20 protein-coding genes are annotated in these 21,769 nt (G+C 38.8%); all 20 read right to left on the bottom strand.

The window, feature by feature from the left end; all coding sequences use genetic code 11:
- Positions 1 to 194 precede the first annotated feature (194 nt).
- On the bottom strand, positions 195 to 1,148 hold the full coding sequence (trxB, locus tag NST46_RS12910; protein ID WP_118889673.1) for a thioredoxin-disulfide reductase: 954 nt from the start codon (positions 1,146 to 1,148) through the stop codon (positions 195 to 197).
- A 94-nt stretch (positions 1,149 to 1,242) separates the two neighbouring features.
- Positions 1,243 to 2,238 (bottom strand): tetratricopeptide repeat protein, encoded by a 996-nt coding sequence (locus tag NST46_RS12905; RefSeq protein WP_118889672.1) that lies wholly within the window; start codon positions 2,236 to 2,238, stop codon positions 1,243 to 1,245.
- A gap of 323 nt (positions 2,239 to 2,561) precedes the next feature.
- Positions 2,562 to 4,223, bottom strand: coding sequence for a glycerol-3-phosphate dehydrogenase/oxidase (locus tag NST46_RS12900; protein ID WP_341137345.1), 1,662 nt, complete (start codon positions 4,221 to 4,223; stop codon positions 2,562 to 2,564).
- 394 nt (positions 4,224 to 4,617) lie between these two features.
- Entirely contained in the window at positions 4,618 to 4,989 is a 372-nt protein-coding gene (gene dhaM / locus NST46_RS12895) for a dihydroxyacetone kinase phosphoryl donor subunit DhaM (protein ID WP_095311198.1), read from the bottom strand.
- 1 nt (position 4,990) lies between these two features.
- Complete coding sequence (dhaL, locus tag NST46_RS12890; RefSeq protein ID WP_340002097.1) at positions 4,991 to 5,611, bottom strand: dihydroxyacetone kinase subunit DhaL; 621 nt, start codon at positions 5,609 to 5,611, stop codon at positions 4,991 to 4,993.
- 10 nt (positions 5,612 to 5,621) lie between these two features.
- Positions 5,622 to 6,617 (bottom strand): dihydroxyacetone kinase subunit DhaK, encoded by a 996-nt coding sequence (gene dhaK / locus NST46_RS12885; RefSeq protein ID WP_341137344.1) that lies wholly within the window; start codon positions 6,615 to 6,617, stop codon positions 5,622 to 5,624.
- Positions 6,618 to 6,715: 98 nt separating this feature from the next.
- Positions 6,716 to 8,209: a glycerol kinase GlpK gene (gene glpK / locus NST46_RS12880; protein ID WP_095311193.1), complete on the bottom strand. Its 1,494-nt coding sequence runs from the start codon at positions 8,207 to 8,209 to the stop codon at positions 6,716 to 6,718.
- 11 nt (positions 8,210 to 8,220) lie between these two features.
- The gene (locus NST46_RS12875; protein WP_095311191.1) at positions 8,221 to 9,051 is read right to left on the bottom strand and encodes an MIP/aquaporin family protein; all 831 of its coding nucleotides are present in this window, start codon (positions 9,049 to 9,051) and stop codon (positions 8,221 to 8,223) included.
- A gap of 560 nt (positions 9,052 to 9,611) precedes the next feature.
- Positions 9,612 to 10,181, bottom strand: a complete 570-nt coding sequence (locus tag NST46_RS12870) for a glycerol-3-phosphate responsive antiterminator (protein ID WP_419776322.1) — start codon at positions 10,179 to 10,181, stop codon at positions 9,612 to 9,614.
- Entirely contained in the window at positions 10,171 to 10,686 is a 516-nt protein-coding gene (locus NST46_RS12865; RefSeq protein ID WP_095311190.1) for an acyltransferase, read from the bottom strand. The genes NST46_RS12870 and NST46_RS12865 overlap by 11 nt, the downstream gene beginning before the upstream one ends.
- A gap of 3 nt (positions 10,687 to 10,689) precedes the next feature.
- Positions 10,690 to 11,325: a pyrophosphatase PpaX gene (gene ppaX, locus NST46_RS12860; RefSeq protein WP_095311188.1), complete on the bottom strand. Its 636-nt coding sequence runs from the start codon at positions 11,323 to 11,325 to the stop codon at positions 10,690 to 10,692.
- A complete protein-coding gene (locus NST46_RS12855) occupies positions 11,300 to 12,259 on the bottom strand; it encodes a nucleoside recognition domain-containing protein (protein WP_095311186.1) in 960 nt (319 codons plus the stop codon). The genes ppaX and NST46_RS12855 overlap by 26 nt, the downstream gene beginning before the upstream one ends.
- A gap of 35 nt (positions 12,260 to 12,294) precedes the next feature.
- A complete protein-coding gene (gene lgt / locus NST46_RS12850) occupies positions 12,295 to 13,167 on the bottom strand; it encodes a prolipoprotein diacylglyceryl transferase (RefSeq protein WP_118889669.1) in 873 nt (290 codons plus the stop codon).
- Between the two features lie 12 nt (positions 13,168 to 13,179).
- A complete protein-coding gene (gene hprK, locus NST46_RS12845; RefSeq protein ID WP_095311182.1) occupies positions 13,180 to 14,118 on the bottom strand; it encodes an HPr(Ser) kinase/phosphatase in 939 nt (312 codons plus the stop codon).
- 88 nt (positions 14,119 to 14,206) lie between these two features.
- Positions 14,207 to 14,566 (bottom strand): phage holin family protein, encoded by a 360-nt coding sequence (locus tag NST46_RS12840; RefSeq protein ID WP_095311180.1) that lies wholly within the window; start codon positions 14,564 to 14,566, stop codon positions 14,207 to 14,209.
- On the bottom strand, positions 14,566 to 14,760 hold the full coding sequence (locus NST46_RS12835; RefSeq protein WP_095311178.1) for a PspC domain-containing protein: 195 nt from the start codon (positions 14,758 to 14,760) through the stop codon (positions 14,566 to 14,568). The genes NST46_RS12840 and NST46_RS12835 overlap by 1 nt, the downstream gene beginning before the upstream one ends.
- A 247-nt stretch (positions 14,761 to 15,007) precedes the next feature.
- Complete coding sequence (gene bshB2, locus NST46_RS12830; protein WP_095311176.1) at positions 15,008 to 15,679, bottom strand: bacillithiol biosynthesis deacetylase BshB2; 672 nt, start codon at positions 15,677 to 15,679, stop codon at positions 15,008 to 15,010.
- A 482-nt stretch (positions 15,680 to 16,161) separates the two neighbouring features.
- Entirely contained in the window at positions 16,162 to 16,515 is a 354-nt protein-coding gene (locus NST46_RS12825) for a YojF family protein (protein WP_095311174.1), read from the bottom strand.
- 147 nt (positions 16,516 to 16,662) lie between these two features.
- Entirely contained in the window at positions 16,663 to 19,545 is a 2,883-nt protein-coding gene (uvrA, locus tag NST46_RS12820) for an excinuclease ABC subunit UvrA (RefSeq protein WP_341137343.1), read from the bottom strand.
- Between the two features lie 7 nt (positions 19,546 to 19,552).
- Complete coding sequence (uvrB, locus tag NST46_RS12815; protein WP_341137342.1) at positions 19,553 to 21,535, bottom strand: excinuclease ABC subunit UvrB; 1,983 nt, start codon at positions 21,533 to 21,535, stop codon at positions 19,553 to 19,555.
- Between the last annotated feature and the right edge of the window lie 234 nt (positions 21,536 to 21,769).

Below are 21,769 nucleotides of genomic sequence, written 5' to 3'. Positions count from 1 at the left end.
AAAGAGTATTTTTGACAAATATGGACAAACTTACACTCAAAAAAAAACACAGGTGATATACACCTGTGCAATAAACTAATTTATCTATTAAAAGGGGGTCAATTAGTTATTTATAGTGTACCCCATTTATGTTGCGAACGTATTACAACACCATTAAGAAGCAGTTACTAATAGTAAATTTTTTTACACATATATTATTTATTTGCTGTTTTCAACTTTTCTGCAAGGTCTTCAACATATTTAATCGCGGCTTCTGCTGCAATACTTCCATCACCAGTAGCTGTCACAATTTGTCGAAGTGTTTTTTCACGAATATCCCCCGCCGCAAAAATTCCCGGAAGCTTTGTTTCCATATTTTCATTCGTTGGAATATAGCCTTCACCATTTGTAATACCAAGTGATTTAAACGGCTCACTAAGTGGAACCATCCCAATATATACAAACACGCCGTCAGCCGCAAATTCCGATACTTCACCAGTGTTTTTATTTTCCAAGGTTACACTGCTTACTTTCCCTTCAGGACCATTAATTGTATTCACAACAGTATCCCAAATGAAATCAATTTTGTCATTATCGAATGCGCGTTCTTGAATAATTCTTTGAGCACGAAGCTCATCACGACGGTGTATAATCGTTACTTTATCAGCAAATCGAGTCAAGTAAATTCCTTCTTCAACTGCTGAGTCTCCTCCGCCAATTACGGCAAGATTTTTCTGTTTAAAGAAAGCCCCATCACATACAGCACAATAAGACACACCGCGTCCTCCAAGTTCTTCTTCACCTTGGATACCTAATTTCTTGTATTGTGCTCCAGTTGCAATAATAATAGCTCGCGTTTGAAACTCTTTGTTACTAGTGACAATTGTTTTATAATCGCCATGGTCAATGACCTCTTTAATATCGCCATAAGCATATTCAGCACCGAATTTTTTGGCGTGCTCAAACATCTTATTCGATAAATCTGGCCCTAAAATATGATCATAACCGGGATAGTTTTCCACATCTTCTGTGTTCGCCATTTGTCCACCAGGGATACCACGCTCTAGCATTAACGTATCTAAATTTGCACGAGAAGCATAAACGGCAGCAGTCATTCCCGCTGGTCCAGCTCCTGCGATAATCACATCATACATTCGTTCTTCGGACATTAAAATCGCCCCTTCAATTCATATATATTTTTATCATATTCAGTGTATAAAATCCTGCAACGTCCGTCTATCTTTCTGCTCAAGGAGTCACTACTTAACTCCATGGTCCGTCTTCTTTTGAAAGCGTGGGATGCTTTTTGCAGCCTTCTTCCCACAGTGCTAGTGCTTTACTTGGGTCTCCAGTTTGATATGCGGATACACTGTACCATTTATAATAAGACAGATGGTTTTTCACCTTTTCTTTCGTTAACGTACGAAAACGAGAGAAAGCTTCTTCATGATTTCCAGTTCTTGAAAATGTTACTGCGATTCGCAGCTTCTGCTGTTCATGAATGGGATATATATTTTTTAATACATGTATATGTTTTTCATAATTCTGTTTCTCATTCATTTCATAATAAAATAAAGCTAGATTAATGTGACTGTACAATGCATTCGGATCCTCATTTAGCATATCTAGCTCCAGCTGTACGGCTTCCTGTTGCTTACCAGTAAAAAACAATGCATGTGTATAATCATGCTGTGCCATTGTGTATTCTGGAAAAAGGATTTTCATCTCTTCAAGAAGAGGCATTGCTTTATCCCATTCCTTATTTTCCATATGATAAAACACTGTTTCCTGTAAAATTAACAGTTCATCTTCATCCTCAAAAAACCAGTCTTCATCTTCTTCATCGTCGTCGATATCAAGCACTTCAATTAAACTTTTTGCTTCCTCGCTAAAATCTCCATCTGGTTCTTTTTCCAAATAAGAGTTAGCATACTTTTTGGCATCATTTAAAAGTCCGAGATGTGCATAATTGTTCGCTATTAAATAATAACAATCAATATAGTCGCTGGATTGTAATACATTGGTAAGTAGTTGGTTCGCTGTATGATAAGCACCAGTTTCCGTATATATAATCGACATTTGACATTTATATAATGGTTCATTAGGATTTTGCTCAATCGCTTTATTCAGCCATTTTATCGCTACATCAAACTTTCTTTTTTGAAAAGCTTCTACACCTTTCGTAAAATAAAATTCACTTTCAGGGATAAAAGGGATGATCTTATTTGATTTCATTTCCTTATTCTTCTTCACGTGCATAGGTCTCCCCCTAAATTCGCAACATCCGACAAAATTATACCATAGATTGAGGGCTATTCCTATAAGATTGGAAGAAATCTGGAACTATATTCTCCGTTTTAAGAAAAATGTCGAATAAAACGTTGTTCTACTAACTAAAATGTCTAGGCATCAAGAAGAAAATCGCAAACTTTCTGTTAGTGACGTACGAAGCTGAGGGAAGTCCCGCTCCGGCTTTAGTGCTTTGTGAACGTGACTGTTAGCGTACCTTAAGTTATCCACAGCATTTAAATTTTATCATTTCCTGTAATAAAAAAAGCCAACCAAGGTTGACTTTTTAATGATTATTGTACTGCTGTCACAGCTTCCATGATCGCATCATCCAATTCTTTCGTATAGTCCGATTTTTGCTCTGCATTCCATGTAAAAGCTTTCGCCATATAGTCAATTACTGGTTGCTTGTGTAATTTAGCCCAATCGATATCAAAAAATAATGCCCCTGTACGTCTTACAAAAAAGTCTATCGGTTTGTAGGTCATTTCGTAATCCATTGCATAGATCAATTCCGCAAACACGATTGGATCGATACCCTCTTGCTCTGCCACTTCAATGTTGTTTTGATAGGTTTGAAAAAGAATATCTACATTGGATCCGTACCTCGCTATCAGCTTTTCAACTGATTCCTTTTCAATTCCCAATTGCAATCCTTCCTCTAACTTATTCTTTTTAAATTGTTGGAATCCGCTTGATCCCCCTACATCTCCACCGGATATCGGAAGATGTTTCGTTTCACAAGCAGAGTAAAGCACATCATTTTCATTTTTAAATTGATCCGCAAGCAAATCCACAGCTTCTTTTGCCATTTTTCGATAACCTGTCAGTTTACCGCCCGCCATTGAAATTAATCCAGTTTCAGAAATAAATATTTCGTCCTTACGTGATATTTCACTTGGACTGTTCGCCCCTTCTTCTGCAATAAGCGGTCTGAGTCCTGCCCAGCTCGATTCAATTTGATCAGCCTTTATTTTCATAGATGGGAACATATATTCAATTGCATCTAGCAAATATTCCCGATCCGCTACTGTTACAAGCGGATGAGCAATTGTTCCACTGTATGTCGTATCAGTTGTACCAACATATGTCTTCTTATCACGTGGGATTGCAAAAATCATTCGACCGTCTGGAGCATCAAAATAAATAGCATTTTGCAGCGGAAAGTCCTGCTGCGAAAAGACGAGATGGACTCCTTTTGTTAAATGTAATGACTTTCCTTGCTTTGATCCATCCATTTCTCGAACTTCATCGACCCATGGACCCGCAGCACTAATTATTTTTTTAGCGAAAATTTTATACATTTTTCGATTTAATTGATCTTCCACTACAACTCCAACTACTTTTGATTGCTCATAAATAAAATCAGTGACCTTTGCATAGTTTACTGCCTGTGCTCCGTGTTCAACTGCCTTTTTCATTACTTCCATCGTCAGTCTTGCGTCATCTGTTTTATACTCCACATAATAGCCGGCCCCTTTTAATCCTTCCTTTTTTAAAAGAGGTTCTTTCTGTAATGCCTGCTCTTGGTTTAACATTTTTCTTCGTTCCGTTTTTTTAACACTTGCTAGAAAATCATACACTCTTAATCCTATATTACTTGTGAACGGACCAAGCGTACTCCCTTTATGGAATGGGAGAAGCATCCACTCTGGTGTTGTCACATGCGGGCCATTTTCATACACTATTGCACGCTCTTTCCCTACATCTGCAACCATTTTTATTTCAAACTGCTGCAAATAGCGCAATCCACCATGGACAAGTTTCGTTGATCGGCTTGAAGTTCCAGCAGCAAAGTCCTGCATTTCCACTAAACCGGTTTTCATTCCCCTAGTAACTGCATCGAGAGCAATTCCAGCGCCCGTAATACCACCACCAATTACAAGAACATCTAACGCTTCATTTTCTAATTTATTCAACGTAGCATCTCTTTTAAAACTTGAAAATAATGTCATGTTTACACGCTCCCTTAAAACTTCTGTTATTCTAGCTAGCTATACCCGTTTAACTCATCAATCATGTGATAAAGTGAAACTTCATTTAGTGGAATTCCTTCCACCCCTACTAAATGTTAGCACCATAATAGAGACCAGCAGGCCCTTGAACGGAATCATGAATTTACGAGCAGTTTATAACACCTACACAATCTTTTGTTCTGTCACGCATAGATGTGGGGTACTTCAGCCCGTTAATGTGTGAAAAAAATAAAAAAACCGCGAACATACTAATGCATCCATGCACTAGTCGTCTGCGGTTCTCCATTTCTCCGTCCAATACGTATTAACTTAATTACATCATAGCATATTCAAGCTGCCATGTACAGTAATTAGCTGTCTTTCTTAAAAAAAGTTAAAACGCTTTCTCGACAGCATCATAAACCTCTTTCAAACTTTTCCCCATTCCCGATTCCACAGCTCCCACATAGGATCCTTCTACCAATGGAGCTTCTGATAGTATTATCTCAATAGATTCTGCCATTTCAATCGCTATTTCAGCATTCATTTTTGCACTTCCGATATCATAAAAAAGCAATACACCCTTTCCATAATCAGCACGATGGATAGATTCCATAATCTTTTCAATGCTTGTTCCAATTTCATTTTCTTCTGTACCACCAGCAGTTTCAATTGGAACATCTGTGATCACTTGGGAAATAAGCTCCTTCAAGCCTTCAGCTATTTTGGAACTATGAGAGATTAACACAATACCAACACGTTCCATCTTAACCTTCCCCCTTGATTACTTCTGACAATGCTTCAAATATATAAAACGAAGATGCCGCACCAGGATCAATATGTCCAATCGATTTCTCTTTGAAATAAGACGCTCTTCCTTTCGTAGCCGTTATTTCTTTTGTTTGCTCCATTGCCTTTTTAGCGGTTTGAGCAACCTCGTCTGCTTGAACAATAGTCGTACCTTTAAAATAATCCACTACCGGAGACCATACATCAACCATTGTCTTTTCCCCTGTTGCTGCTTTACCGCGCTGTATAATGCCAGCAAGTGCGTCTTCCATTCCCTTTGTAAATGCATCCTGACTAATTGGATCTATTCCTTTCACTCTCATTGAAAAGCGTAGGAAAGCAGTACCAAACAACGGTCCGGAAGCCCCGCCGACTTTTGACATTAACGTCATTGCTGTATCCTTTAATACATCAGAAACTGTATCGTACGGTTTCGATTTCACTTGATTTACTACTTCTTGGAATCCTCGTGACATATTAATGCCATGGTCGCTATCTCCGATTGCTTGGTCTAAAGCTGTTAAATAATCTTTATTTTGCTGTATTTTTTCATTTGATTTTTCGAGCCACTGAATTGTATCCTCTACTTGAAGTTCCACCATATACCTCCTAATTACGAAATGCTGGTGCTTCTGATTTTGCATTTAGCAGTTCTTTTAATTCATCATCCAATTTCAATAACGTAACAGAGCAACCTGTCATCTCGAGTGCTGTCATATATTCACCAACAAAGGTTTTATAAATCTGTATACCCTTTTCAGTCAAAAGCTGGTTAACTTTTTTATTAATAATGTATAATTCCATTTCTGGAGTAGCTCCCAACCCATTAACCATAATTGCTACTTCCTCATTATTATTTAAATTCATATCCGCTAAAATCTTTTCTGTTAATTCCGAGGCGATTTCATCCGCTGTCGTTATCGGTTTTCTTTCAATTCCAGCTTCACCGTGAATTCCAATTCCAATTTCCATTTCATCTTCTGCAAGTTGGAAGCTCGGTTTACCCGCTGCCGGCACAGTACATGGTGTTAAAGCCATTCCAATCGAACGGATATTGCCTGCTGCTTTCTCAGCTAAGGTTTTGACTTCTTCCAGTGTTGCACCATGCTCTGCCTTAGCGCCGACAATTTTATGAACTAAAACAGTTCCAGCAATCCCCCTTCTCCCTATAGTAAATGAACTATCTTCCACTGCCACATCATCATTGACAATGACCTTGTCCACTTGAATCCCATCAGCTTCAGCTAATTCCATTGCCATTTCAAAATTAAGTACATCTCCTGTGTAGTTCTTAATAATTAGGAATACACCGTTTCCACCATCAACAGCTTTTATAGCTTCATATATTTGATCCGGTGTAGGCGATGTAAATACTTCGCCAAGTACAGCAGCATCTAGCATTCCTTTTCCTACATAACCAGCATGGGCTGGTTCATGCCCACTGCCTCCTCCACTAACTAAACCTACTTTACCTTGTACTGGAGCTTCACTCCTCGTAATGGCAGTAGTTCCCGAAATTTGTTTTAATTCATTTGGATAAGCGGCAATCATCCCCTCTATCATGTCTTGCACTACCTGGTTCGGATCATTTATAATTTTTTTCATGTTTTCCTTACCTCCTCGTCCATGCATCTTAATTAATGGAGTATAAAGAGACCAGATTCCATGATAAGAACTGATCTCTTTATTCACTACCCTACCTATTATTTAAACGATCTCGTTGCTTCTACTGCCTTTTTCCAGCCAATGTACAGATCTTCTCTTCTTTCTTCATCCATGTTATTTTCAAACGTGCGATCATTTAACCATTGCTCTTTGATTTCATCCTTGTCTTTCCAGTATCCAACAGCCAGACCTGCAAGATAAGCCGCTCCTAAAGCCGTTGTTTCTTGGACAACAGGACGCTCTACAGAAACACCGAGCATATCACTTTGAAATTGCATTAAGAAATCATTTTTGACTGCCCCGCCATCAACCCGTAATGTTTTTAAATCAATATCAGAATCTGCAATCATAGCATCAAGCACATCCTTTGTTTGATATGCAAGTGATTCCAATGTTGCTCGAATAAAATGTTCTTTTGTCGTACCACGTGTAAGACCAAAAACTGCACCTCTCGCATCGCTGTCCCAATAAGGTGTGCCTAGTCCTACAAACGCTGGAACCATATAAACACCGTCTGTTGAGTCAACTCTTGTTGCAAATGCTTCACTATCCGGGCTTGATTCAATCAACTTCAGCCCGTCGCGAAGCCATTGAATAGCAGAACCAGCAACAAAAATACTACCTTCTAAGGCATACTCTACTTTACCATCAACACCCCAGGCTAAGGTTGTCAACAATCCATGCTCAGATTTTACAGCTTTTTCTCCAGTATTCATTAACATAAAACAACCAGTTCCATACGTATTTTTCGCCATTCCTTTATCAAAGCATGCCTGACCGAATAGCGCTGCCTGCTGATCACCAGCAATACCTGCAATTGGCACCTCCTGTCCAAAGAAATGATACCCAACCGTTGTAGCATAAACTTCTGATGACTCGTGGACTTCAGGAAGCATTGATTTAGGTACTGTCAAAATCTCCAGTAATTCATCATCCCATTTGAGATCATAAATATTGAATAATAATGTTCTGGATGCATTGGAGTAATCTGTAATATGCGCTTTACCACCTGAAAGCTTATACACTAGCCAACTATCAATTGTTCCAAATAATAGATTGCCAGCTTCTGCTTGTTCTCTTGCTCCTTCCACATTATCCAAAATCCATTTCACCTTAGTTCCAGAAAAATAAGGATCAATTAATAATCCTGTTTTATCTCGAATTAATTCCTCATGCCCTTGTTCTTTCAATTCTCTGCAGATAGCCTCTGTTTGACGTGATTGCCACACAATCGCCTTATAGATAGGTTTACCTGTCGTTTTGTCCCATACCACCGCTGTTTCCCGTTGGTTCGTAATCCCAATACCTGCAACTTGTTCTGGATTTATATCGGCTTTTCGCAATACATCAGCTATACATGCAAGCACTGATGTCCAAATCTCATTTGCATCATGTTCAACCCAGCCAGGCTTTGGAAAGAACTGCTCAAATTCCCTTTGAGCAGTTTCCACAATTTCTCCTTTTTGATTAAATAGAATCGCCCGCGAACTTGTTGTACCTTGATCTAATGATAAAATAAATTCTCCAGTCATTTTATATCCCCCTATACTATTTTTTTATTTAATTCATCTTCAGCTGAGTCATTTTTCTTCAATTCTATATTAGTTGCCCCAATTATAAGTATGACAACAAAACCACTCATTATCCAGAATAGTGCTGAAAAATTTCCAAGAAATATCGCTTGATAAAATACTGCACCATACACACCGCCAAGAATTGGTCCTGCTACAGGAATCCATGCATATCCCCAGTCTGAACTACCTTTTCCAGGTATCGGAAGAAGTGCATGTGCAATTCTCGGTCCAAGGTCACGAGCTGGATTAATCGCATAACCAGTTGCTCCACCTAAAGACATCCCAATCGCGACAATCAATGCTCCAACAATCAATGGATTTAATCCTTCCGTAAATTCATTGGCACCGATAAACATAAGACCAAGTAATAAAACAAACGTACCAATCATCTCACTTAGTAAATTGGAAAAAGGACTTCTGACTGCTGGATCTGTTGCAAATACAGCTAGCTTTGCACCTTGGTCTTTTGTTTCTCTCCAATGTGGCAGGTAATTCAGAAATACGATTACTCCGCCAATAAAGGCGCCAATCATTTGAGCGCTTACATACATCGGAACCTTTGCCCAAGGAAATTCCCCAGCAGCAGCAAAGCCAATCGTCACTGCAGGATTTATATGTGCACCTGTAAAGTTTCCAACTGCATATACCCCCATTGCAACAGCTAGCCCCCAACCAATAGTGATGAGTACCCACCCAGTTCCTTCAGCTTTTGATTTTTTTAAAACAACTCCTCCTACAACTCCGCCACCAAAGATAATCAGGATCATGGTACCAATCAGTTCAGCGACAAACTCAGACATAAGAACACCCCTTTTTATGTTTTTAATCTCATAGACAGGTTAATTCAGCGCACTAAAAAAACCCACACTTCAATAAACATACTTTTCTTTTAGAAAGGTACGATTGAAATGTAGGTCTCCTAGTCTCCACCACATCATTAACTTGTCTTCTTATATTAACCGATATTGGAAGCGTTGTCAACAGGGTTATTTATTTTTATAACAGTTAAGCTTAACTGTTATAAAAATAAATAAGCTCATACCATTCGTTAATTCAACATTACTAGTTGAAATAAACTGTTAACTAATCTGCAATTATGGTTTGTGCGTGTAGAATGATGACTCCCGCGGGAACAACACTGTTTGAAGATCCCGGAAAGTGGTTTACTCGAGGAGGGCTGACGCCGTGCCCCGAGGTGTGCAACCGCACGAAGCGCTCCCGGACGGTAAGATTTATTCATACCACAATAGGTAGTCCGTAGGTTATATCTTGTATAATGGTTCTAATAAAAACCAGCTTTATTTTTTAAAATGTCAAGCGAACATTTTAACTATGACCTCAAATCGATTTATAAACACTGCTATTTGTACCAGAGGCTTGTTTTCGAAGTTGATACCGCAATTGCCCCCGCATCGAAAGCCGCTTGGACTTCCTCTTTTGTTGTAATCAAGCCTCCAGCAATAACTGGTAGCTTTGTTTGTTCATATATCTGATGAATGACACTTGGCATCAATCCTGGTAATACTTCAATACAATCTGGCTGAAACCGGCTGATAAGCTTTAAGTTTTGATCCAGAGCCAAACTATCCAACAAAAACATGCGCTGAATCGCTAACAGCTTCTGTTTCTTTGCAAGCTGAATAATATTGCCCCTCGTCGATAGAACACCATCTGGCTTCACTTCTCGAATTAAGAACTCCATGCCATACTCATCCGATTTTAAGCCTTGTATCAAATCAAAATGAACCAATACCTGTTTATTTGCTCGCTTTGCGTAAGCAACAAGGCTCTTTAATTGAGCAAGTCGCGACTCGAGAATAACGATGAAATCTTGGTTCGTTTCTAGCGCTTTATCAAAATCTTTCATTTTTCGAACTGCGGGTAATATTCCCGTTGGTACATTCAAATTGTCACCTGCTTTACCATTCATCTTGATTTCGGTTTTCCAATTCTTCTTTGGTATAAATTAACCGCATCGGATTTCCACCAACAAACGCTCCAGCAGGAACATCCTTATGCACAAGTGTCCCTGCCGAAATGATTGCATGATCACCAATCGCGACCCCTGGAAGAATCGTCGAATTGGCGCCGATCATTACTTCATCACCAATTTTCACGTCACCAATTCGATATTCTTTTATTAGATATTCATGTGCTAAAATCGTTGTATTATAGCCAATGATACTATTACGACCAACTGAAATTCTCTCTGGAAACATAATATCAGGCATAACCATTAACGCGAAGGAGGTCTGTTTCCCAACCTCCATTTTTAAAAACGTACGATAAAGCCAATTCTTCATGCTTAAAAATGGCGTGTATCTTGCAAGCTGAATAATAATGAAATTTTTAACAACCTTCCAAAATGGAACTGTCTTGTAGATTTGCCATAATGAATTTGAACTTTCTACTTTAAATCGTTCCGTTTTACGCATCGCTTACACTCCTACAATTTTTAGCAAATCGGTCATCTCGTCTAGCATATAGGTTGGTTCATATGTTATAAGCCTTTCTTTACCCTTAGCAGACCAAGCCACACCTGCTGTCATAACTCCCGCATTTTTTCCCGATTCAATATCATGATGATTATCTCCTACCATCAATGTTGTGTTTGCACTAGCTCCTAATGCTTCCATTGCTTTAAGCACTGGTTCTGGATGTGGCTTCGGGTTTGTAACATCGTCAAAAGTAATTACCGTTTTAAAAAAGCGATCTAAACCAGTCAATTTTAATCCCATATGCACGCCTTTGGACATTTTCGTCGATACAACACCAAGTTGGATCTTCTGCTTGTGTAATTGCTCTATTGTCTCCAACACTTGTGGAAATGCTGTTACATAATTATCATGTTCGGCCAAATTATGCTTTCTATAGGTTGTCAGCATACTGTCTGCTTTTATTGGATCGATCATTTGGAACGTTTCAATTAAAGGTGGACCGTTAAATTCCAGTATCTCCTCATGCGTAAATGTTAAATTATATTGCTCAAAAGTATGTAGGAAGGATGCATTAATTAACGCATTTGTATCAATTAATGTACCATCCAGATCAAAGAGTATTGTATGAATGTTCATGTGGTGTTTCCTTTCTATTCTTACTTTCTTTACTGTTCCAAATATAAGCGACAATCATTGTAAGAACAATTGCAGTTGTTAAGCGTATAACTAGGAGTGGCCAAACGGGTATGCCAAGAGGGATAAATACAAGCGTGTCCTCTACAACCGCATGACAAGAAACAAGGAAAATGAGCGCCAAATACATATCTTTTTTTGATACTCCATCCTCTTTTACTGCTTGAATCATTAACCCAGCACCAAAAGCTAATCCAACTGTAAGACCAGCAATCATTGTCATGGATGTGTTTTTGTTCATCCCTAGCAATTTCATAAATGGAGCAAGCATGTTAGACATTGCTGTAAGCAAGCCTTTCTCACGCATCACTTGGATAATAATCATTAATGGAATCACAATCAATGCTAACTGAAGTATAGCTAATAGTGCTGTTTGCATTCCATGCAACGCAATTTCAACCCAACCATTCAATACAACCTCAGATGATGAGACAAACCCATATTGCGCTAATTCTGCTCCACCATTCCATACAAGATTAATAACAAATGCTGAAGCGAGTGCAAGACCTAGTCGCAGCCCTACTATTAACCACCAATTAACACCGACCTTCGTCGCCACAGCAGATTCGACAAATAAATTATGAGAAAAGGAAAGCATCATAGCCATTATAAATACTTCTTTTACTGTAAAATCAAATGAAATAATCGCTGCTATCCCAGCATATAAATTTAATGTGTTTCCAAGCACTAAAGGAACTGCAGCTTCTCCTGGGAGACCAATCATTCCCATTGCCGGGGTTAATAATTGGATAACCCACGGCAAAACAGGTGTAAACTGCAGAATTGTAACTATTAATGTAATTGGAAATATCACCTTTCCCAAGGTCCACGTTGTTTTCAAGCCTTGTTGTAAACCCCGGTTTAACATTCCGGTCATTCCGTAACCCTCTCTTTCAAAATGGTGGAACTGTGTTATTTTTTCTTCTTTTTACGCGGCTTTTTCTTATGGGTATTCTTTTTGTCTGCAATTGGAACATCAAGATATCGAACCGTTGTTGTCTTGCGACGATAAATAATTAAAATAATCGATGCAACGATAATTACGATCGATATTGCCTGAGCTGTACGAAGTTCCCCGAAAACATATAAACTGTCTGTTCGCAGTCCTTCGATAAAGAACCTGCCGATCGAATAAAGAATTGCATAACTCAAGAAAATTTCACCACGTAATGGATTATATTTTCGCATTAAAATTAGAATCGTAAACACAACTATATTCCAAAATGATTCATATAGAAATGTCGGATGATACATAACTCCATTAATCGTCATCTGATTCATAATAAAGTCAGGTAAGTATTGGTGAAAGCTTTCATATGTAGCTTGGGAAATTGGTCCTCCATGTGCTTCCTGATTCATAAAGTTTCCCCAGCGGCCAATTGCCTGAGCAAGAATTAAGCTTGGAGCGATAATATCAGCTAACTGCCAAAAAGATATATTCCTTACTCTTGAGAATACAATTGCTGTTAACACGCCACCAATAATCGCACCATGGATAGCAATGCCACCTTCCCAAATGGCAAACACCTTCCACCATGGACCATTTACATAGTTCTCCCACTCAAATGTAACATAGTAGATTCTTGCAAAAATAATTGCGATTGGGACGGCAAACACGATGAAATCAATTATTAAATCCTTCTGTAATCCAAGACGGTTTGCTTCTTTGGTTGCCAAATAAACTCCTAATATTGCACCAAAAGCGATAATAATTCCATACCAATAGATCGTAAATGGGCCTAATTCAAGAAATACCCTATCTAAGGGAACTGCTGTCAAAATCAACTCAATTCACTCCTATTCACCGAGATTTTTTTCGTTTTCAATCATCATCGTTAACCGCTCTGAAAATTCCTCAGCAGCATTTACGCCCATCCGCTTCAAACGAAAATTCATTGCTGCTACCTCGATAATTACAGCAAGATTTCGTCCTGGTCGAACAGGTATTGTTGCCTTCGGTAAATGGACATCCATGATTTTCATTGTATCCTCATCGAGACCGAGACGATCATATTGCTTCTTTTCATCCCAGTTTTCTAGGTTAATTACCATCGAGATCCTTTTATTGCTACGTACAGAACCAGCTCCGAAAAGGGTCATCACATTAATAATCCCTAATCCACGAATCTCAAGTAAGTGCTCAATAAGTGGTGGTGCGTTTCCAACTAAGCTCTCATAGTCTTCCTGGTGAATTTCTACATTATCATCTGCTACAAGACGATGTCCCCGCTTAATAAGCTCTAATGCGGTTTCACTTTTCCCTACCCCACTCTGTCCAATAATGAGAACACCGACACCATAAATATCGATTAACACACCATGGATTGCTGTTGAAGGGGCAAATTTTTCTTCTAAATAATTCGTAAGTCTGCTTATAACTCGAGTTGTTTTTCGCGGCGAGTGTAAAATCGGCACGCCTGCTTTATTTGCTTCTTCCATTAACACTTGCGGGACAGTCATCCCTCTTGTAACAACAATTCCAGGAGTAATATCCGTGCATAGATTTTCTGCTCGGCTCCTTTTCTCATCATCCGATAATTCCAGAAAATACGTCATTTCAGTTTTTCCTATCAATTGTAGACGTTCCTTCGGATAGTATCTGAAATAACCTGTCATCTCTATACCAGGTCGAGATATATCACTTGTAATAATCTCTCTATTAATTCCATCCTCACCTGCTACAAGTGTTAGGTTAAAGTTGTCTAATAAGTCACTTGTACGAACAATCGCTGCCATAATCTAATGCTCCTCCAATCATTTGGACGCTAACTGATATACATTTTAGCATATGAAACGAAAAAAACGTAGGCTGAGACCTACGTTTTTATCTATTTAACGAATCTTTTACTAAACTATTTAATAGCATATTTAGCAATGAAATAATAATTGATGCTATCATTGCTGTTCCGAATCCTTCAATTACAAAAGAAGCCCCCATTAATGACTGCGTGATCATTAAGGTAATTGCATTTATGACAACCAAGAACAATCCAAATGTAATGATCGTGATTGGCAATGTTAAAATGATTAATAACGGCTTTATGAACACATTTAATATAGATAAAATGAAACTTGCAATTAACGCTGTTCCAAAACCATCTAATTGAAACGATTGAAATAACTCGGCAACAGCAATTAAAGCAACAGCATTAAGTATAAGAGATATAATCCAGCGTTTAAACATTAATAAATCTCCACATCTTTCGGTACAATCATCATAGCAACAAGATATGCCACTGCAAATGTCATAAAGCTTGGAATTAGTAACAATATAAAGGCTAACCTCAGAATTGTTGCATCAACATTAAAGTAGTCACCAATTCCACCAAGTACACCGCCAACCATGCGATTAGAAGTGGAGCGATATAATTTCTTCATAAATTATCATCCTTCCATATATAATCTTTACCCATTCCCATTCACCATCTAACATATATACGGTGCAGAAAGGAAAAAGGTTTCTTTTCTGCAGTTTAAACGCAATATTACCATTTATTTGTTGTTCATTTTGAAAACACCCTGCTATATATATATGCAAGGGTGTTTGTCTTGTCTTCACGTTATTATTATTTACTTCGTTCCATCACTTTAAACGAAACCATCATTTCATATGTGCTGTAAATCTCTAATTAGTGAAATCCCAGCGATAAAAATGCTCTTTACTAAATCTTTTTTTAATATCTTCTTGTACTTCACTTTCTAAACTATCTACATGTTTAAACTGACCAAGAACTCCTGCTGCTTGCGAATCATGGCAAAAAATAGCTTCCATTTTTTTATCAAAGTAATTCGTAATATCATTGATTATATCAGGATTTCCAAGTACGTCCATATAGTTATTCGAGATTGCCTGAGCCCAGACTTCTGGTCGTTCAGACGGATCCATTAACTGTACAGCTTCAATTGCTGCAGCACCTAGTGCGTTATGATCTGGATGTACTGCATAATCAGGATAATGGGTAATCACGAGTGTTGGCTTGAGTTCCTCAAGAAGCTGTTTTAAATGTAATGCTACTTCTCTTCTATCCTCAAATTCCAGAGTTTTATCACGGTAACCAAGCATTTTGACTTCCATATCCAATACGCGGCAAGCATTAAGCAGCTCAACTTTTCGTATTTCGGGCAATGTTTCGCGATTCGCAAATGGTGGATTGCCCATGTTCCTTCCCATTTCTCCTAATGTACCACAGAGATAGGTTACTGGTACTCCCTGTTCTCGAAATTTTAAAATCGTTCCAGCCGCTCCAAACGATTCATCATCTGGATGCGGATAAATGACTACCACATGCTTTTCCATATTTATTCACCTGATTCCAATTATTATTTTTCATGCGTTAGTGTTGTTGATACTTGATCAAAAGATATAGGCTGCGAACTAACTTCTCTCCATTTTTCTTCAAGAGTGTGCAATAATCGCCGCCCGGGATCGCTTCGGGCGGATGCGCACCTTAGGGCACGGCCTCAGCCTCTCCGGAAGAAAACCACTCCCTACGAGTCTTCAGACACGTGCTGTTCCCGCAGGAGTCACCGCCCTCCGCTCACCCGGACTGGTCTGAGCAACGTTACTGTTTGATGAACTATTTTAGCAATAGACAGTGAGCCGATTCTAGTGGAGGAAATACACGTAGACTCCTGTGGTGTACGTGGCCAGAGTGAGACTCTGAAAAACGGGGTTCGAGGAGGCTCACTCTGGCCACGGAAAGCGAAGTGTATTTCCAGAGCGGGTTTACGCTCTACCATAATTGCCCATTACATCGCAGTTTCCTTCAACTACGAAGTTTAATAGCTAAAAGGCGTTTCACTGATTTGTAAGGAAACCATTAATCTACCTTCACGATCATGGCCGGCAAGTAATAGTTTCGTATCTTCATGCATGGTCCAATCAGTTAAACCTTCTGCATAAATCCAACCCGTATCCATTTTTAACCCGGCACGATACACACTTCCATCTCCAACAATCTTCGCTTGCTCAAATGTTACTTGCGCATTACGCATATATACACCTACATTATAGGCTGCTTTATTTATATGGTTTGCATACGCTCCATTCGTTGTCTCCAAATGAACATAAACTTTTTTATTTATAAACTGAGTTAGAATATGCTGTACATTATCAATCTCTATCGGCTTCATTATACAATCCTCCAATTCTCTATTACTACTGTACCGAAACCTTGATAACGCGTCAAATAGGGAGCCTGAAAGTCCGGATTTCAAGTAAAAAAATCACCCTATAGGGTAGACATTTTTTTATGTATCTACTCTATTGGGTGCAGTTTTTTATTTCGTGCTTATTTTTTCTTTTTCCTCAAGCATGGCTTCCATTCGATTTCGGTCACGTTCAAGGACCGTCTTCAAATATTTCCCTGTATAGGATATGTCCGCTATGTCAGCAATTTCCTCTGGAGTCCCAGTTGCAATAACCTGTCCTCCGCGTGCTCCTCCCTCTGGACCAAGGTCAATTATATGGTCGGCAGTTTTTATGACATCCAGGTTATGCTCGATAATTAAAACAGAATCGCCATTTTCCACTAACCGTTGTAATACTACTAGGAGCCGCTTAATATCATCAGCATGTAACCCTGTCGTCGGTTCGTCCAGAATGTACATTGACTTTCCGTTTGAACGTTTATGAAGCTCACTTGCCAATTTGACTCGTTGCGCCTCTCCGCCTGACAGTGTTGTTGCCGGTTGTCCTAATGTAACATACCCTAAACCAACATCATAAATTGTTTCGAGCTTCCGCTTAATTTTTGGTATCGGTGCAAAAAATTCCACTGCTTCTTCGACCCGCATTTCAAGCACATCTGCTATACTTTTTCCTTTATATTTCACTTCCAACGTTTCACGGTTATATCGCTTTCCATGACACACCTCACATGGGACATAGACATCAGGAAGGAAGTGCATCTCAATTTTAATAATTCCATCACCGCGACATGCCTCACAGCGCCCGCCCTTCACATTAAAACTAAAACGGCCTTTTTTATAACCGCGAACCTTTGCCTCATTCGTTTGCGCATAAACATCCCGGATATCATCAAATACACCCGTATATGTTGCCGGATTTGAACGTGGCGTCCGTCCAATTGGCGATTGATCAATATCGATCACTTTATCAATATGCTCGATTCCTTTTATTTTACGATGTTTTCCAGGCTTATGTTTTGCTGCTTTATAAAGTGACTTTGATAGTGACTTATAGATAATTTCGTTAACAAGTGTACTTTTCCCCGATCCAGATACTCCTGTAACAACCGTCATTAATCCAATTGGTACACTGGCAGAAACATTCTTTAAGTTATTTTCTGTTGCTCCGATCACTTCAATCTTCCGCTTATCGGCTTTTCGACGTTCCATTGGTAATGGAATAAAATCTTTTCCGGATAAGTACCTGCCAGTTAGAGAATCTGGGTTTTTCATGACATTTTCTGGTGTGTTGCTTGCAACAATTTCACCACCATGCTCACCAGCACCCGGGCCAATATCAATCAGCCAATCTGCTGCAAGCATTGTATCCTCATCATGCTCAACAACTATCAGTGTATTATCCAAATCTCGCATTCTTTGCAACGTTTCAATTAAGCGATCATTATCTCGTTGATGCAGCCCAATCGATGGTTCGTCAAGGACATAGAGCACACCAGTAAGTGCTGAGCCAATCTGTGTTGCAAGTCGAATTCGTTGTGCTTCTCCACCAGAAAGTGTTCCAGCAGTACGAGAAAGAGTTAAATAATCCAAACCAACATTATTTAAAAACTCCAGTCTGTTATCAATCTCTTTTAAAATCATTTTTGCTATTTGCTGTTCCTTTTCAGTAAGGTCAATTTTTTTAAAGAATTTCATCGCTTCTACAATAGAAAACTTCGTAACCTCACTCACATGTAAACCATTAATCAAAACAGCTAACGCTTCTTGCTTAAGTCGGTGTCCTTTACATGTTGGACAGTTTTTTTGAGTCATGTATTTTTCGAGTGTTTCTCGAATAAAGTCAGAAGAAGTTTCTTTATAACGGCGCGCTACATTTTTCAACACTCCTTCAAAAAGTATATCCGTATCACGAATATTACCAAACTCATTTTTATAATAAAAATGGATTTTTTCTTTTCCACTACCATTTAAAATCTTATCCATTTTATCTTCTGGAATATCTTTAACCGGTAAATCCATGTCAATATCGTAATGCGTACATACACTCTTCAATAGCTGCGGATAGTACTGTGAACTAATTGGCTCCCATGGTGCAATTGCGTTTTCATTTAACGTTTTATCCCAATCAGGTATGACTAAATCCAGATCAACCTCTAATTTTGTTCCTAATCCGTCACAGCTTGTACATGCACCAAACGGACTGTTAAAAGAAAACAGACGCGGCTCTAATTCTCCAATAGAAAAACCGCATATCGGGCATGCATGAAGCTCACTGAAAACAAGCTCCTCCCCATCGATAATATCAACAATAATTCTTCCTTCACCTAATCGAAGTGCAGCTTCAATGGAATCACTTAATCGTCCAGCTATACCTTCTTTTACCACAACCCGATCAATAACGACCTCAATCGAATGCTTTTTGTTTTTTTCAAGTTTGATTTCGTCTGTTACTTCTCGCATCTCTTTATCAACGCGAATTCGGACGTAACCCTCCTGCTTTAGCTTCTCTAATAATTTAACATGCTCCCCTTTTCGTCCAGAAACGACTGGAGCAAGGATTTGCAGCTTTGTTCGTTCTGGATATTCCAAAATCCGATCGACCATTTGCTGGACGGTTTGGGAACTAATTTCAATCCCATGCTTTGGACAGGTTGGTCTTCCAATTCTTGCATATAACAACCGCAAATAATCATATATTTCTGTGACCGTTCCTACGGTTGACCTTGGATTATTGCTCGTTGTTTTCTGATCAATGGAAATAGCTGGCGATAGTCCTTCAATCGAATCCACATCCGGTTTGTCCATCTGACCAAGAAATTGTCTAGCATATGCAGAAAGTGATTCCACATATCGTCTCTGTCCTTCTGCATAAATGGTGTCAAATGCTAAGGAAGACTTACCCGAACCAGATAAACCCGTTAAGACAACGAGCTTATTTTTGGGGATTTCGATATCAACGTTTTTTAAATTATGTGCACGAGCACCTTGAATTTTAATAGTTTTATTAAGCATGAACTGCTCATCCTTCCGCTTTAAGTTCAAAAATCACATCACGAAGCTCGGCTGCTTTTTCGAAATCGAGTGCCTTGGCAGCTTCTCTCATTTCTTTTTCCATTTGCTCGAGTACCTTCGATTTCTCTTTCTTCGTTAATTTCGTTAAGCCTTTTGTCGTTGATTCGTATTTTTCTTGGTCTTCTGCGGCAATTGTCGCTTTGATGACATCACGCACTTCTTTACGAATCGTTTTCGGTACGATGTTATGTTCTTTATTATATGCAATTTGTATGGTCCGCCTACGATTCGTTTCATCCATTGCAACTTGCATCGAATTTGTTATTTTGTCAGCATACATGATTACATGACCATTTTCATTACGTGCAGCCCTGCCCATTGTTTGAATTAAGGAGCGTTCTGATCTTAAGAAACCTTCTTTATCAGCATCAAGGATTGCCACAAGTGAAACCTCTGGAATATCCAACCCTTCACGTAATAAGTTGATCCCTATAAGTACATCATACTTTCCTACACGAAGATCTCGAATAACTTCAATACGTTCTAGCGTTTTAATCTCTGAATGTAAGTATGCCACTTTCATCCCAATCTCTTTCAGATAATCGGTAAGATCCTCTGACATTTTCTTTGTCAGTGTTGTTACGAGAACACGTTCGTTTCGCTCTGTACGTTTGTTAATCTCTTCGATTAAATCATCAATTTGACCTTCAATAGGCTTCACTTCAATTTCTGGGTCAAGCAAACCAGTTGGTCGAATAATTTGTTCCGTCATCACTGGATTATGCTCCAATTCATATGGACCAGGTGTTGCCGATACATAAACAAGTTGTTTTGTTTTCCCTTCAAACTCTTCAAATTTCAGTGGGCGGTTATCCAAAGCAGATGGAAGTCTGAATCCATGATCAACAAGGACTTGTTTTCTTGCTTGGTCACCATTATACATTCCCCGGATTTGCGGCAACGTTACGTGGGACTCATCGATGATGACAAGAAAGTCTTCTGGAAAGAAATCGAGCAATGTATATGGCGTTGCTCCGGCTTCACGTAATGTTAAATGACGCGAGTAATTTTCAATTCCAGAACAAAATCCCATTTCTCGCATCATTTCTAAATCATAATTTGTTCGTTGCTCTAAACGTTGTGCTTCAAGAAGTTTATTATTGTCACGCAACTCTTTTAGACGATCTTCTAATTCTTTTTCAATATTTTTAATCGCAATCTTCATTTTTTCTTCACCAGTTACGAAGTGGGAAGCCGGGAAGATTGCTACATGCTCTCGATCACCGATAATTTCACCCGTGAGCGCATCAACCTCACGAATCCGGTCAATTTCATCTCCGAAAAATTCTACTCGAATACAATGCTCTTCTCTGGAAGCTGGGATAATCTCAACCGAATCTCCTCGCACTCGGAATGTTCCACGTTGAAAGTCTATATCGTTACGCGCATATTGAATATCTACTAAATCACGAAGCAACTGGTCACGATCCTTCTCCATTTCCATTCGCAATGAAAGTACCTGGTTACGATATTCTTCCGGATTACCTAATCCATATATACAGGACACACTTGCAACAACTAGCACATCATTTCTTTCAAATAGAGCAGAGGTTGCAGAGTGACGTAATTTATCGATCTCATCATTAATACTTGCATCTTTTTCAATGAACGTATCTGTCGAGGGCACATATGCTTCTGGCTGGTAATAGTCATAATAGCTAACAAAATACTCGACCGCATTGTTTGGAAAAAACTCTTTAAATTCACTGTATAATTGTCCAGCTAATGTTTTATTATGTGCAATTACAAGTGTCGGGCGATTGATTTCTGTGACAACATTGGACATCGTAAATGTTTTTCCCGTTCCTGTTGCTCCAAGTAATGTTTGATGTCGTTGTCCGGAAAGAACCTTCTCCGTAATCTCATTAATTGCATTCGGCTGATCCCCAGCCGGTTTATAGCTCGATACAAGTTCAAATTTATCATCCACGGCTATTTCCTCCGATCCGTTCTATAACTCATTCTATCATATCTAATTATATATTTTAACACAAAAACGAACAAGTATTCGACTTTTTAGCTTTTTCATTAATAGTATACTACCCGTTCATTGATCTAGAAAATCATTTGTCTTGTTTTTATTATGGCTTGAAAGGAAAACGCGATGTAATTTAAGTAGACTTGGTGCGATTGCTGCTGGATTTTCGTAATAAACGGAGACAAA

The sequence above is a fragment of the Oceanobacillus sp. FSL W7-1309 genome (assembly GCF_038002145.1).
Classification (GTDB): Bacteria; Bacillota; Bacilli; order Bacillales; family Amphibacillaceae; genus Oceanobacillus; species Oceanobacillus profundus.
The sequence above is the reverse complement of the archived record's forward strand: the minus strand, read 5'-3'. Positions and strand labels throughout refer to the sequence as shown.

Coding starts and splice junctions, on each gene's coding strand:
- trxB (WP_118889673.1), bottom strand. CDS start 1,148: ATGTCCGAAGAACGAATGTATGATGTGATTATCGCAGGAGCTGGACCA.
- NST46_RS12905 (WP_118889672.1), bottom strand. CDS start 2,238: ATGCACGTGAAGAAGAATAAGGAAATGAAATCAAATAAGATCATCCCT.
- NST46_RS12900 (WP_341137345.1), bottom strand. CDS start 4,223: ATGACATTATTTTCAAGTTTTAAAAGAGATGCTACGTTGAATAAATTA.
- dhaM (WP_095311198.1), bottom strand. CDS start 4,989: ATGGAACGTGTTGGTATTGTGTTAATCTCTCATAGTTCCAAAATAGCT.
- dhaK (WP_341137344.1), bottom strand. CDS start 6,617: ATGAAAAAAATTATAAATGATCCGAACCAGGTAGTGCAAGACATGATA.
- glpK (WP_095311193.1), bottom strand. CDS start 8,209: ATGACTGGAGAATTTATTTTATCATTAGATCAAGGTACAACAAGTTCG.
- NST46_RS12875 (WP_095311191.1), bottom strand. CDS start 9,051: ATGTCTGAGTTTGTCGCTGAACTGATTGGTACCATGATCCTGATTATC.
- NST46_RS12870 (WP_419776322.1), bottom strand. CDS start 10,181: ATGAATGGTAAAGCAGGTGACAATTTGAATGTACCAACGGGAATATTA.
- NST46_RS12865 (WP_095311190.1), bottom strand. CDS start 10,686: ATGCGTAAAACGGAACGATTTAAAGTAGAAAGTTCAAATTCATTATGG.
- ppaX (WP_095311188.1), bottom strand. CDS start 11,325: ATGAACATTCATACAATACTCTTTGATCTGGATGGTACATTAATTGAT.
- NST46_RS12855 (WP_095311186.1), bottom strand. CDS start 12,259: ATGACCGGAATGTTAAACCGGGGTTTACAACAAGGCTTGAAAACAACG.
- hprK (WP_095311182.1), bottom strand. CDS start 14,118: ATGGCAGCGATTGTTCGTACAAGTGACTTATTAGACAACTTTAACCTA.
- NST46_RS12840 (WP_095311180.1), bottom strand. CDS start 14,566: ATGTTTAAACGCTGGATTATATCTCTTATACTTAATGCTGTTGCTTTA.
- NST46_RS12835 (WP_095311178.1), bottom strand. CDS start 14,760: ATGAAGAAATTATATCGCTCCACTTCTAATCGCATGGTTGGCGGTGTA.
- bshB2 (WP_095311176.1), bottom strand. CDS start 15,679: ATGGAAAAGCATGTGGTAGTCATTTATCCGCATCCAGATGATGAATCG.
- NST46_RS12825 (WP_095311174.1), bottom strand. CDS start 16,515: ATGAAGCCGATAGAGATTGATAATGTACAGCATATTCTAACTCAGTTT.
- uvrA (WP_341137343.1), bottom strand. CDS start 19,545: ATGCTTAATAAAACTATTAAAATTCAAGGTGCTCGTGCACATAATTTA.